General features: G+C 35.9%; 17 protein-coding genes. 10 read left to right on the top strand and 7 right to left on the bottom strand.

Features of this window, described 5'->3' with window-relative positions; all coding sequences use genetic code 11:
• Positions 1 to 22: 22 nt before the first annotated feature.
• Positions 23 to 1,471 (top strand): aminoacyl-histidine dipeptidase, encoded by a 1,449-nt coding sequence (locus tag HMPREF2750_RS09365; RefSeq protein ID WP_070583665.1) that lies wholly within the window; start codon positions 23 to 25, stop codon positions 1,469 to 1,471.
• Positions 1,472 to 1,523: 52 nt separating this feature from the next.
• Here the strand turns inward: HMPREF2750_RS09365 and htpX are convergent, their stop codons facing one another.
• A complete protein-coding gene (gene htpX, locus HMPREF2750_RS09360; RefSeq protein ID WP_178162576.1) occupies positions 1,524 to 2,375 on the bottom strand; it encodes a protease HtpX in 852 nt (283 codons plus the stop codon).
• Between the two features lie 78 nt (positions 2,376 to 2,453).
• Positions 2,454 to 3,020, bottom strand: a complete 567-nt coding sequence (gene mobA / locus HMPREF2750_RS09355; protein WP_070583663.1) for a molybdenum cofactor guanylyltransferase MobA — start codon at positions 3,018 to 3,020, stop codon at positions 2,454 to 2,456.
• A 66-nt stretch (positions 3,021 to 3,086) separates the two neighbouring features.
• Between mobA and HMPREF2750_RS09350 the strand changes: the two genes are divergently transcribed.
• The 7 genes from HMPREF2750_RS09350 (at position 3,087) to HMPREF2750_RS09320 (ending at position 7,320) form a co-directional block, all read left to right on the top strand.
• Complete coding sequence (locus HMPREF2750_RS09350; RefSeq protein WP_005694923.1) at positions 3,087 to 3,353, top strand: YihD family protein; 267 nt, start codon at positions 3,087 to 3,089, stop codon at positions 3,351 to 3,353.
• 9 nt (positions 3,354 to 3,362) lie between these two features.
• Entirely contained in the window at positions 3,363 to 3,968 is a 606-nt protein-coding gene (dsbA, locus tag HMPREF2750_RS09345) for a thiol:disulfide interchange protein DsbA (protein WP_049370007.1), read from the top strand.
• A 53-nt stretch (positions 3,969 to 4,021) separates the two neighbouring features.
• Entirely contained in the window at positions 4,022 to 4,357 is a 336-nt protein-coding gene (locus tag HMPREF2750_RS09340; protein ID WP_049370008.1) for a MaoP family protein, read from the top strand.
• A gap of 101 nt (positions 4,358 to 4,458) precedes the next feature.
• Complete coding sequence (gene trmA, locus HMPREF2750_RS09335) at positions 4,459 to 5,550, top strand: tRNA (uridine(54)-C5)-methyltransferase TrmA (RefSeq protein ID WP_070583661.1); 1,092 nt, start codon at positions 4,459 to 4,461, stop codon at positions 5,548 to 5,550.
• The gene (locus tag HMPREF2750_RS09330; protein ID WP_070583659.1) at positions 5,532 to 6,299 is read left to right on the top strand and encodes a class I SAM-dependent methyltransferase; all 768 of its coding nucleotides are present in this window, start codon (positions 5,532 to 5,534) and stop codon (positions 6,297 to 6,299) included. The genes trmA and HMPREF2750_RS09330 overlap by 19 nt, the downstream gene beginning before the upstream one ends.
• The gene (locus HMPREF2750_RS09325) at positions 6,293 to 6,733 is read left to right on the top strand and encodes a SoxR reducing system RseC family protein (RefSeq protein ID WP_070583658.1); all 441 of its coding nucleotides are present in this window, start codon (positions 6,293 to 6,295) and stop codon (positions 6,731 to 6,733) included. The genes HMPREF2750_RS09330 and HMPREF2750_RS09325 overlap by 7 nt, the downstream gene beginning before the upstream one ends.
• A 122-nt stretch (positions 6,734 to 6,855) precedes the next feature.
• Positions 6,856 to 7,320, top strand: coding sequence for a hypothetical protein (locus HMPREF2750_RS09320; protein ID WP_070583657.1), 465 nt, complete (start codon positions 6,856 to 6,858; stop codon positions 7,318 to 7,320).
• A 21-nt stretch (positions 7,321 to 7,341) separates the two neighbouring features.
• Here HMPREF2750_RS09320 and HMPREF2750_RS09315 read toward each other — a convergent pair whose 3' ends face one another.
• Positions 7,342 to 7,764 (bottom strand): hypothetical protein, encoded by a 423-nt coding sequence (locus tag HMPREF2750_RS09315; RefSeq protein ID WP_070583655.1) that lies wholly within the window; start codon positions 7,762 to 7,764, stop codon positions 7,342 to 7,344.
• 4 nt (positions 7,765 to 7,768) lie between these two features.
• Positions 7,769 to 8,806, bottom strand: coding sequence for an IS1595 family transposase (locus tag HMPREF2750_RS09310; RefSeq protein WP_070583653.1), 1,038 nt, complete (start codon positions 8,804 to 8,806; stop codon positions 7,769 to 7,771).
• 131 nt (positions 8,807 to 8,937) lie between these two features.
• Here HMPREF2750_RS09310 and HMPREF2750_RS09305 point away from each other — a divergent pair, with 131 nt between their 5' ends.
• Positions 8,938 to 9,276, top strand: coding sequence for a helix-turn-helix domain-containing protein (locus HMPREF2750_RS09305; protein WP_070583652.1), 339 nt, complete (start codon positions 8,938 to 8,940; stop codon positions 9,274 to 9,276).
• Between the two features lie 43 nt (positions 9,277 to 9,319).
• Here the strand turns inward: HMPREF2750_RS09305 and HMPREF2750_RS09300 are convergent, their stop codons facing one another.
• From HMPREF2750_RS09300 to HMPREF2750_RS09290, 3 genes are all read right to left on the bottom strand, one after another.
• Positions 9,320 to 10,669: an AAA family ATPase gene (locus tag HMPREF2750_RS09300; RefSeq protein ID WP_070583650.1), complete on the bottom strand. Its 1,350-nt coding sequence runs from the start codon at positions 10,667 to 10,669 to the stop codon at positions 9,320 to 9,322.
• Positions 10,666 to 11,622, bottom strand: coding sequence for a reverse transcriptase domain-containing protein (locus HMPREF2750_RS09295; RefSeq protein WP_070583797.1), 957 nt, complete (start codon positions 11,620 to 11,622; stop codon positions 10,666 to 10,668). The genes HMPREF2750_RS09300 and HMPREF2750_RS09295 overlap by 4 nt, the downstream gene beginning before the upstream one ends.
• 264 nt (positions 11,623 to 11,886) lie before the next feature.
• Positions 11,887 to 12,303 (bottom strand): helix-turn-helix domain-containing protein, encoded by a 417-nt coding sequence (locus HMPREF2750_RS09290; protein ID WP_070583648.1) that lies wholly within the window; start codon positions 12,301 to 12,303, stop codon positions 11,887 to 11,889.
• Between the two features lie 166 nt (positions 12,304 to 12,469).
• On the opposite strand from HMPREF2750_RS09290, the gene HMPREF2750_RS09285 reads away from it, so the two are divergent.
• Positions 12,470 to 12,910 (top strand): hypothetical protein, encoded by a 441-nt coding sequence (locus HMPREF2750_RS09285; protein WP_070583646.1) that lies wholly within the window; start codon positions 12,470 to 12,472, stop codon positions 12,908 to 12,910.
• Positions 12,911 to 12,919 lie beyond the last annotated feature (9 nt).

Below are 12,919 nucleotides of genomic sequence, written 5' to 3'. Positions count from 1 at the left end.
TTAATGAAAAAAGGAGTTCATTATGTCAGAAATTACCACATTACAACCGCAATTACTTTGGAAATGGTTTGATCAAATTTGTGCGATTCCACATCCATCTCATCACGAAGATGCACTCGCGACCTTTATTGTTAACTGGGCGAAAGAAAAACAATTTTTTGCTGAGCGTGATGAAGCCGGTAATGTATTAATCCGTAAACCAGCCACAGTAGGAATGGAAAACAGCCAACCCGTTGTCTTACAAGCACATTTAGATATGGTGCCACAAGCCAATGAAGGCAATCCGCATAATTTTACCCATGACCCGATTCGCCCTTATATCGACGGTGATTGGGTAAAAGCACAAGGTACGACACTTGGCGCAGATAACGGTATCGGTTTAGCCTCTACCTTAGCGGTATTAGAAAGTACCGATATTGCACATCCACCACTTGAAGTGTTACTCACTATGACTGAAGAAACCGGCATGGATGGTGCCGTACACCTTCGCCGCAACTGGTTAAAATCAGAAATCCTAATTAATACCGATACCGAAGAAATCGGTGAAATCTATATTGGTTGTGCAGGTGGGGTAAATGCGAATGTTGAGCTACCTGTTCACCGTGAAAACAATCCATTCAGCCACACCTTACAAATTAACTTAAAAGGTTTGCGAGGCGGTCACTCTGGTTGTGATATTCACACCACACGTGCGAATGCAATTAAAGTATTGGCGCGTTTATTAGCAAAACTTTCACAAAATCAACCGCACTTTGCCCTTGCAGAAATTCGTGGTGGCTCAATTCGTAATGCGATTCCACGTGAAGCAGCTGCAACCATTTGCTTCAATCATGATGTAGAAAGCGTAAAAAGTGCGGTCAAAAATTTTGAAGTTTTATTGAAAGAAGAGCTTGCTATCGCTGAACCAAACTTAACCTTAACCGCTGAGCAAGTTGAAAATCCACAACAAACTTTCACACTTGAAACCACCCAAAAAGTGATTAATTTGCTGAATGTCTTACCAAATGGCGTAATCCGCAACAGTGATGTCATCAAAAACGTGGTGGAAAGCTCATTAAGTATTGGTGTATTAAAAACCCTTGAAGATAAAATCGAAGGCACGATTCTTATTCGCTCATTGATTGAAAGCGGTAAAGAATATGTAGAAGACACCTTAACCTCACTCGCTAAACTCACTGATGCAACAGTTGAATTTTCAGGTTCTTACCCAGGTTGGAAACCAGTAAATGACACCGCAATTTTGACATTAATGAAAAAACATTATGCAGAAGTGCTTGGCAAAGAGTCTGAGATTAAAGTGATTCATGCAGGGCTTGAATGTGGCTTATTGAAAGAACATTATCCGAATATTGATATGATTTCTGTAGGGCCAACTATTCGCAATGCGCATTCGCCTGATGAAAAAGTCCAAATTTCAACAGTACAAACTTACTGGGAATTACTCACCAAAGTCTTAGCAGACATTAAATAATCCATAAATAAAAAGGGCTAAATATTACATTTAGCCCTTTATTTTTTATCTTTTATAAACTACGTAATGCTTCGATACGTTTTTCAAGCGGAGGATGGCTCATAAAGAGTTCACTACGTTTACCGTTAATCATAAAGGCATTAAGTGAACCTTCCATCTCTTGTGGCTCATGAATTTGTTGTAAACGTTGCAATGCCGCAATCATTTTTTCTTTACCAACAAGTTGTGCAGAACCTGCATCTGCGCGGTATTCGCGATAGCGTGAGAACCACATTGCGATAATGCTCGCTAAAATACCAAACAAGATTTCTAACACCATTGAGACTAAGAAGTAAATGCCTGAGCTGCGGCTTTCTTCATCACCATTACGAGAACTTGCTACCACATTAGCAATCACGCGAGATAAGAAAATCACAAAGGTATTCAATACACCTTGTAATAAAGTCATGGTCACCATATCGCCGTTCGCAATGTGTGATACCTCGTGAGCCAATACCGCCTCAGCTTCTTCTTCCGTCATGGAGTTTAATAAGCCCGTACTAATCGCCACTAAAGAATTGTTTTTCGTTGCCCCCGTAGCAAAAGCATTCGCATCATTAGAATGGTAGATCGCCACATCTGGCATTGGGATGCCTGCTTGCTGTGCTTGACGACGTACCGTTTCAACCAACCAACGCTCAGCTTGATTACGTGGTTCGGTAATCACTTCTGCCCCCACAGAGCGCAATGCCATGGTTTTTGACAAAAATAATGAAATCAATGATCCGGCAAAACCGAAAAGCATTGCCATAATTAAAATGCCACCTGTACTATTTCCTGCAATACCGGTCACATTTAAAATAATCCCTAACACAAGCATCACAGCAAAGTTAGTGGCTAAAAATAAAAGGATTCGCATCATAATAAAGTTCCTCAATAAAATAGAAAGTAAACACTGCAATAATGGAGAATTTTTTGCAAAATTCAAGGTTTAACAAATAATTTATTGTAAATCTTCCAAGGTATTAAAATTTACAAATCGTCCTTCTTGTTCGTCAAATTGGACAGCAACCGCGCCATTTTTGTTCATAAATTGTAATAAACGACGTTCGCCTTCGTTTAAATAAGCGCGTAACTTCTCTTTAAGCTGAACTGACATCAAACAAAATGTCGGGTGTTCACGCTCTTTATCTTTTGCATAAGCTATTAAAGTGCGGTCATTTTTAACCGCACTTTTTAGTTTTTCTAATAAGTTTTGTGGAAAATACGGGCTATCGCAGGGCACAAAAAGTACAAAATCTGTTTTAGCTTGTTCGAGCGCTGTCAGCATACCACTCAACGGCCCCTGAAAATCAGGCAGTTCATCCGAAAATACGGGAAAACCCCATTGTGAATATTCCGCATGGTGGCGATTAGCATTAATTGAAATATCAATCACTTGAGGTTGTAAGCGTTCAATCACATGGCTAATTAATGGTTTATTTTGTAAAAGCTGTAAGCCTTTATCCGCCCCATTCATTCTCCGTGCTTTTCCACCCGCTAAAATAACCGCACTTATTGTGTATTCCATATTTTCTTATTGCCTTATTTGAAGTATGATCTAGCCTTATTTTTCTCCATTTAAAAGGAAATAGCAATGAAATGTAAGCGTTTAAATGAAGTATTGGAACTTTTACAACCTTATTGGTCTAAAGACCCAGATCTGAGCTTGTTACAAATTTTGCAAAAAATTGCTGATGAAGCAGGTTTTGATAAACCCGTAGCAGAATTATCTGATGAAGTGATTATTTATCATTTAAAAATGCACGGTACAGATAAACTTGAGCCAATTCCTGGCATCAAAAAAGATTATGAAGAAGATTTTAAAACCGCATTGTTAAAAGCGCGCGGAATTATTAAATAAGGAAAACAAATGAAAAAAGTTTTATTTTTACTCGGTGCTTTATTTTCATTTAACGCATTCGCAGCTAATCTAGAAGAAGGTAAACAATACGTTCAAGTGGGCCAAACCGCTTCGGCACAGCCTGAAGTGATTGAATTTTTCTCTTTCTACTGCCCGCATTGCTATGCCTTTGAAATGGAATACCACATTCCAAAACAAGTTGCAGAAAGCTTACCAAAAGGCACTGAATTTAAACAATATCACGTTAATTTCTTAGGTCGTCAATCTGAAAACCTCACTCGTGCATGGGCATTAGCGATGGCACTTGGTGCAGAAAGCAAGGTGAAAGCGCCTTTATTTGAAGCCGCACAGCAAGATAAATTAAGCTCAATGGACGATATTCGTAAAATCTTCATTGATAACGGCGTGACTGCTGAACAATTTGATAACAACATCAATAGCTTTGCTGTAAACGGTTTAGTGAACAAACAAGTGAATGCGGCTGAGCAGTTTAAAGTACATGGCGTACCTGATTTCTATGTCAATGGCAAATATCGTGTGAACCCTGAAGGCTTAAATTACGATGATTTCGTCAAAGATTATGTAGAAACCGTGAAAGGTTTATTGCAAAAATAAAAAAAAATTGGTTTAATGCCTGCCGTTTTTAAATATAAAGAAGAGAGATGATTATGGCTGCTAGTTTCAGTGTTACTCGTCGTTTTTTTGACGACAAAAACTACCCACGCGGATTTTCCCGTCATGGTGATTATACAATCAAAGAATCCCAAGTATTAGAGCAATATGGTCAAGCGTTTAAAGCATTAGATTCAGGCGAGCGCAAGCCGGCGACAAAAGAAGAAAAAGAATTTGTTGCTTTTTGCCGTGGTGAACGTGCACCGGAAACTTTCTTCGAAAAAACCTGGAATAAATATCGTACTCGCATTAACACAACAAAACGTGTTTACACCTTATCAGGTGATGTGAGCGAAGCGGCTTCTAGCGGCGAAGATTATTCTGGCGAATAATACATTTTAAAAGGCAGGCAGAAGCTTGCCTTTTACTTTTTTACTCAATCCCCATGCTTGCCAAGGGCTGTGGGATATTTATCATTCAAACGTAAACATCAATGCAACTACCCATTTCCCAATATACCGAACTCCTGCAAAAAAAGATTGAAAAACTGACCGCACTTTTGCAGCCCTTTAACGCCCCAGAAATAGCCGTGTTTGATTCGCCAACTAGCCATTATCGGATGCGTGCAGAATTTCGTATTTGGCATGATAAAGGCGATTTTTATCACATCATGTTTGATCAAAGCACCTTGCAGCGTTATCGAGTGGATGAGTTCCCGATTGCCAGCGAACTGATCAATCGCATGATAAAAGCCTTACTACCGTTGTTAAAAACTCAGGAAGTACTTCATAAAAAACTGTTTCAAATTGATTATTTGAGCACGCTTAGCAATAAGATTATTGTAAGCCTGCTTTACCACAAGCAACTTACGGAAGAATGGCAAAGCGCTGCTATACGCTTAAAAGAAGAATTACAACAACTTGGTTTTGATGTGCAGCTGATTGGTCGTGCAAGTAAACAAAAAATCTGTTTAGCGCAGGATTTTGTCGATGAAGTATTACCGGTGAAAGGGCGTAATTATGTTTATCGCCAAGTGGAAAACAGCTTTACCCAGCCTAATGCAGCGGTAAATTGCAAGATGTTGGAATGGGCGATTGATTGCACTCAAGGTTCTCAAGGGGATTTATTAGAGCTGTACTGCGGTAACGGCAATTTCTCTATCGCCCTTGCACAAAACTTCCGAAAAGTGCTTGCTACCGAAATCGCCAAGCCATCCGTTGCTGCCGCACAATTTAATATTGCGGAAAATGGCATAGATAATCTGCAAATTATCCGTATGTCGGCAGAAGAATTTACCCAAGCAATGAATGGTGTACGTGAATTTAATCGCTTAAAAGGCATTGATTTAAAAGCCTATCAATGCAATACGATTTTTGTGGATCCACCACGAGCAGGACTTGATCCTGACACGGTAAAACTGGTGCAGAATTACGATCGTATTTTGTATATTTCCTGCAATCCACATACCCTCTGTGAGAATTTACAAACCCTAAGCCAAACCCACCGCATTGAAAAAGCGGCGCTGTTTGATCAATTCCCTTACACAAATCATATGGAAAGCGGCGTATGGCTGGTAAGAAAATAAAAATTCAACTGCTTGCTGAAGCGGGAACATTGTCAGAATTGACCGCACTTTGTTCCCCTCTTGGTATTGAGCATTGTACTGAAAGTCCGCTTGCATTGGTACAAACTGAAACCCATCTTGTCTTGCGTAAACTGGATGAGCCTAAATTGGGCGATGTGTTTGTGGATTTCGTAGCCGGCGCAATGGCCCATCGTCGTAAATTTGGTGGTGGACGTGGCGAAGCTGTTGCCAAAGCTGTAGGCATTAAGGGTGCTGAATTACCTAATGTAATTGATGCTACAGCCGGACTTGGTCGAGATGCCTTTGTTCTAGCTTCTATCGGTTGCCAAGTGCGTTTAGTAGAACGTCACCCAGTAGTACATTTGCTATTGCAGGATGGGCTCAACCGCGCTTATCAGGATGTAGAAATAGGCGAAATGATGCAACAAAATATGCAATTGCTAGATGTTCATCATATTGCCGAACTCAATCCTCAAACCGAGAGTGCCGATGTGGTGTATTTGGATCCAATGTATCCACATAAGCAAAAATCCGCCCTAGTAAAAAAAGAAATGCGTGTATTCCAACATTTAGTTGGTGCCGATTTAGATGCCGATGAGCTCTTGACACCTGCGTTACAATTAGCCCGTAAACGCGTGGTGGTAAAACGTCCTGATTATGCGGAATTTTTAGCGCAAAAAGCGCCCCATGTCAGTCGTGAAACCAAAAACCACCGCTTTGATATTTATATGGGAGAAGCGCAATGCTAAAAGAAAGTGCCATTGTGATGAGCTATGATGCAGAAACGGGCCTTGCTAAAGTAAAATGTCAGTCACAAAGCGCCTGTGGAGCTTGTTCGGCTAGAGAAGCCTGTGGAACAGCTTCCCTTTCTGAACTTAACGGAAAGCGAGGAGAGCATATCTTCACGCTCGAAACCATCACGCCACTCCGTGCAGGTCAAATGGTAGAAATCGGTCTAGAAGAAAAATCCATGCTTTTCTCCGCACTGTTAATGTATATCGTGCCACTTTTCACGCTATTAGTTGCAACATTACTCTCCAACTATATCAGTGAAAATGAACTTATCCGTGCGATTTTAATCTTTATTTTGACCGCACTTTCCTTTGTGATGGTTAAACGTTACACCCGAAAACTTGATCAACAAACGGAATTTCAGCCTGTTTTGTTGAGAGTATTGTCCTAAATAAAAAAGAGCGGTTAAAAACAAGTTAATTTTCCGGTATTATGTAGCAGTTGCACAAAGATTTAATTTGTTGTTTCTGCTACATTTTCTTATCTTTTATGTACGAAAGGTAAGAATAGTCAATGACAAAACAAAAATCAACTTTGGAAAATGCGCTTGAAGAAGCGATTGAAGAAATTGAAACAGAAAAGAAAGAAATTGCAGCGCAAATCAAGCAACTCCATAAAGAATTAAAGGATCTTGATCGGAAGATTTCCGACTATCGTGTAGTATTAAATCACGCAAAAGGTCGAGAAGAACCGCCTTTACCTTCAAACCCCAAATTTAGAAATCTTCGCTTCAAAACTTCACCTCAACAGTTGATTGCTCAGGTACTAAAACAAGAGCCTTCAAAATGGTTAAGTGTGAAGGATATTACATATCTGGCAATGAAGTTAGATGGGCAAGAGATTGAAGAAGTCATACCGTATAAACAATCACAAACGATTGCTTGTACATTAAACTATTTAAAGTATAAATCGTTAGTGGAAAAATGCTTAATAGATAACTCACAACATTGGCGATTGAGAACACTTGAGCAAGAATAGTAAATAGCGGTAGAAATACCGCTATTTTTGTTTCCATTGCCAGTGAACCTCATTTCGACTGATTTGAATTCTATCAATCCATTCTCTTTTATAAAACTCATTCAGTTGTTTACGAACGGAATCAAGGTGTTTTTCGGACGGTGTATCAGGATTTTCTTCAATCTCAAAAATGCGCTGTGTGAGTTCGGCAATTGTAAAGGCTTTGTTGGGTGCTTCTCGCATCATTTGTACGATGTATTTACGAATTTTCCCTTTAAAGAGCTTATACTTAGAACGGTACACAAAGTTGTCCGTATTATAAAGAGCTACATCAATTTCCTGTTGAGTAAGCTCAATGGCACGTTTTAATGTGGCAATGTTCGCATCAAGTAACGCAAGATGATGCAATACCTGTTTACGTTCAAACTCAAATTCTTTGAGCTTCTTATCTAGGTTGTATGCCATATATCTACTGCCAAATCACTTCTTGATGAATAATCTTCCGCTGCCAATAACCGCACCATTCATTGTTATCGTTGGTGGTTTTCAAACATCGGCTTAATACATCAATAAACTGCGCTTTATTTGAGGTACGGCGATTGTCCTCACGGTACGCAATTTCATTAGCATAGTTAAGCAAGTATTCGTTGCTGATACGGTGAACTTGTCCGTAGTACATACGTTTGAAACGACTGAACAAACTTTCTGCCTGATTGTTTGTTACACCTAAGTCACTACGATATTCTTCTTTATGGTTTACAGTTCTCAAGTTATAGTAAGGCAACAAGACATCATAAGCCGTACTTTCATCGGTATTGATTTGCGTATTAGGTTTAATGAATTTATTGGCAAAACTTTTCACTACCGATTGCGATTCAGTATGTGCCACAAAAACGTGAGAGCGTTTTGCTCCACAATGCAGCGCATTACTGGCTTTTTCTTCTGGCGAATAATGCTCACGTGCAACCATGACACAACGTTTATCAGGATTCTGATTTTCCTTTAAACGATAGTCAATGCGGTCAGCTTTCTTGTTTGCTTTACGTGGTGCAGGATGAACATAAGTGCCGTCCATATCCACTACGCCTGAAAGGGGTTTCATATCACGACTTTCTAATAATGCCTTGCGGAATTTATGTGATAAAACAAATGCCGTGCGAGGATTAAGTTTTGCATTACGTGCTAATTGAAGGGAAGATAAGCCTTTGACGGCATTTACCCATTCCATTAAAGCATAGAGATAAACCTTAATCGGTTTCTTGCGATTAGCAAAAATGGTGCCAGAAGTGACACTAAAAGTGTGATTACAATGTTTGCAGCGCCATTGTTTACGTGTAGAAATATAATAAGGCTTGTGTTGTACCCCACATTTAGGGCAAGTGATGAACTCTTTTCCACCCCATCTTAATTCACAAAGCAAATTGTACGCCTCTTCTTCCGAGAGTTGTGCAATCTCGTAGGAAGAAAGCGTGCGAGCTTTGCTAGAAAGTAAGAAATGCTGAGTCATCGTCTTGTTTAAAATTTATGTTAATAGAGATTTTAAATATGCTCAAACGTGATAAAATGCGTTTAAACCGAAAACAAATATACGCTCATTTGCGTAATTTGTCAATTGTAAATTGAAAATGGAACGCTCAAATGTGCATATCAGAAAGATTAAGACAAGTTTGTGAAGCTAAAAATTGGAAAATTACAGATTTTGCAGATCGGGCAGGAATAGCTTATCGTACGATGCAAGGTTATATCGGTGGTGAACGTGAACCCAATGCAGAAGGAATGACAGGCATTGCTAAAGCAGGAGTAAATTTGAATTGGCTCGTGAGTGGCGAAGGTAAAATGTTTATTTCAGATGTTGCTCAAAATGATTTTCTTCCTGATGAAATTAGTTTGATAGGGAAATATCGCGTAATTACTGATTCTAGTAAACGAATTTTGCAAAGAGTAGCTCAAATTTTATATGATGAATCAGTAAGTTAATAAATAAGCGAGCTTATCCTAAACTCGCTTTTCAATAATTATTTTAACATTTTAGGAAATTTAATATTTTATCTTTTACATCTTCGATTTCGGATGGCCAGTCTCTCTCAATTATTTCAATAATAGACAAATATTCAAATCCAGTATTAATCAAAAGTTCATAATACACTTTAGGATTCTTTAAGTTTTCTGGGTAAACAAAATTAGAAGGAAGATTATATTTTTTCTCATTGCCCTTACATTTTCTTAGTAATTCTTTCTCTACGCTATCAAAAGGAATATGTAGTATTCTATTTTTTAGCTTAACTGTTTTCTTATCTCCATCAAGAATAGCTATAACATCCTTTTTATCTTTATTCAAAATACTAAACCTTGAACCTTGTAGAAAATCTTTTACCTCTTCTGCACCACCAATATAAAGTGTTCTGATTTTCTTTTCAGGGTATTCTCCTTTTAAGGAGTCTAATAAATATTGGATATATTTTTCTAGTACAATATCTTCAACAATAATGTATTTATCATACTCTTGAAACCCAAACATTTCTCCAGCAACAAATCCATATGATGTTTCAATAATTCTCATTTTTCCATTATCGTTTGATAAGTAATAAATGGGAGTTCGAAATTCATTATATAGCGTTTTCATAATTACAAGAGAATGAGAAGTAAAAATAATTTTCTTATGATATTTATTGCATAAATTATTTAGCTCTCTCACTAAATTAACTTGAGTTGAAGCATCCAATGAAATATCAATCTCGTCAATAATAACAATATCTTGCTCTTCAGATGAGAGCATCTTATATATATTTATTATGAAATATTCCCCTGAACTAAAATAGTCCTCTCGAATATACCCGCCATCTTTATTAGTCAAGAAATAATATTTTTTACCTTTAATTTCAACTTTTTTAAGCTCATTAAACTTACTACTATTGGGATAAATTTTATTTAAAAATTCGATAATATCTTCATCTTTACTATATTGATTTTTAAGATAAATCTCTCTGAGATCACGATCAATTTTTGATAAGGTTGGGTATGTAGTAAAACGGTTACCAAATGGTATTGGTAACTCGATGCATAATTTTGATTTGATTATATTTCTTGTATTTAAATACTGAATGTTATTATCATAATAATAATTTAAACATTCAAATTCAGTACCATTCTTATGAATAGATATGGAGATGGTAGTATCTTTATCTATGGATAAAGATTTATTTTCCTTAAATACATCAATATCTTGTGTTAGATACATTGATTTAATAATGCTTGTTTTACCTACTCCATTTTTCCCCACGATACAGATAATATTTCTATCTGTCATATCTAACTTAATTATTCCATTTTCTATATGTTGTAGTTTATTTATATTTATAAACATTTTCATAAATTAACCTTGAGAATTTCTTTTATTGTTGATAATCCATATTTTCTAGCTAATTTTTGTAGATAGTCAGGTTCTATATTTATTGCATAAGAAATATTTCCAGCTAATTTTCTTTTAGCTGATAGTTCATTGTCACTAAAATAATCTATAAATTTTAATCTATCTTTTGTGAAAAAATATATTCCCACCTCAATTTCATCTTTTATTTTTCTATCTACACTAATTTCTTGATTGTTAATTGTTAATCCAAGTATTTTTATTTTATTCTTTTTAGTAAAAATTTTTGTCTTAGAATTATTTAAATAAAACGGACTATACTCTTGTTGTAAGATAGACTTAATATTACTTGTTATATAATCTTTGTCTATGTCATCATTAGATGAAATAATAATATCATCTGAATATCTTGTGTAAATAAAGTTATTGTTATTACAAAAAGACTTTATATTTATATCATATTTTCTCATAATATAATTACTAATAAAAGGAGATGTAGGAAAACCAATAGGTAACTTATCATCGATAGTTACTAAGCTTAATATTTTATCTAAATAAAACATCAAGTTTTCTTGATCTAAATACGATAATTTTGAAATATCTTGATGAAGATTTTCTTTTATTAAAGAAGTTGATATGGATGGGAAAAAGTTTATTATATCTGTTTTATAAAAAAAATTGCTATTTACATGCGGTAATAAGCAATCCTTAACATTAATGCCTTTTCTATAGGCAAAGGCTACATCATTTTCTATTGGAAGACTTTTGAATATAAAATGAGATAAAAACGACAAAATTAATTTTAGCTCATCATTAGGAATATATATATCTTTTTGATCCTTACAGATCTTATAATAACTCTTTTCTATGGATATATTTTCAAAAATATCAAATGAAACTTTTTTATTAAAATAAGATTCAAAAAGAAATTTTAAATTAGGCTTTCTATCTTTCATTTTTTTCATTAAAAAGGACAATAAGTAACCACCTATTGCCCTTTTTAATCCAATTAAAATTATAATCTCTTTAGAACTAGCTTATCTTCTTATATAAGAACAGGATTCCTGTCTAAAAACAAGCTCGTTCAATAATACATTAAAAAAACATACTTGTCAATAAATAGTAAATTTCATGCGTTAGATTATCGTACTATCTTTATACGCCCAAGCTAGTCATACATTTACTATGCTCCTAAAGCTTATAAGATAAAGCATAAAAAACTATTGAGCATCTATGGGAGAGAATTTTACATTAAGTAGTTCTTTTAATGTATTAAGCTCTCTATCTTTCTGTTCAAGCAACTTATTCAACAAAACCTCCTTCTCAGCTGCATGAGAAAGTGCTGATTTCAATCTTTCAACCTCAATCAATAACGAAACTTCGCCTACACCTTGATACACAGCACCTTGTGGCGATTCAATTTGAAAACAGATATTCCTACCATCTGATTGCATTAACTCAATTACATCAATGTCAAATACTTGTGCAATTTGTTCGAGTTTGTCTAGGTAAATTTTACTTTCACCACGCTCAATTTTAGCATAGCCATTTAACGACATATTCAGCTTTTCTGCCATCTGTTCTTGCGACCAATCCTTTGCTTCTCGGAACTTCCGAATCTTCTCATTGACACTCATTTTGTACCTGTAAAATTTCTTGAATACCCACTGCTAGTGGTAGTTGATAGAGATTGCCAGTTGCTACAGCGAAACAACCAAATTATGTATTATAGCTAGGTTTAATGCGGGTTCTTACTGAAAATTTCCCTAAATTTCTTATGTTAATCATTATAGGTTTTTTATTATGAATAAGCTACTTCTATCTTTATCTACAGTATTCGTATCTATAAACGTTTTCGCTTTGTCACCTTTAGAACAAGCTAAAGTAGATACCGTTGCAAAGGTCTATCAAACCAATGATTTAGAACGCTATTCAACAAAAGAGTTTGCAGATTTGCAAATGAAAGCAACAGATATTCATAACGAAAATGAATATGAATACGGCGGAACATGCCTTTCCGAATTTTGGCTCTATGGAATGGTGAGAAATCAAGTTGAAGTAAAACCTATCATAAAAATTATTAATGAGCAGGTAAATGTCACGCTAAAAAATAAGAAGAAAATCATTAATTTAGTCTATCAACTGGAATGTAAAAACAACCAATGCTTAGTATCAGATGTAATTACTGAACAAGGATATAGTTATAAGAAAAACTTAGCTTCTTGTATCAAGCAATATCAATAAGGGAAATAT

Origin of the sequence: Haemophilus sp. HMSC066D02, assembly GCF_001810545.1 — a bacterium.
Classification (GTDB): Bacteria; Pseudomonadota; Gammaproteobacteria; order Enterobacterales; family Pasteurellaceae; genus Haemophilus_D.
This window is presented reverse-complemented; position numbering and strand designations above follow the sequence as displayed.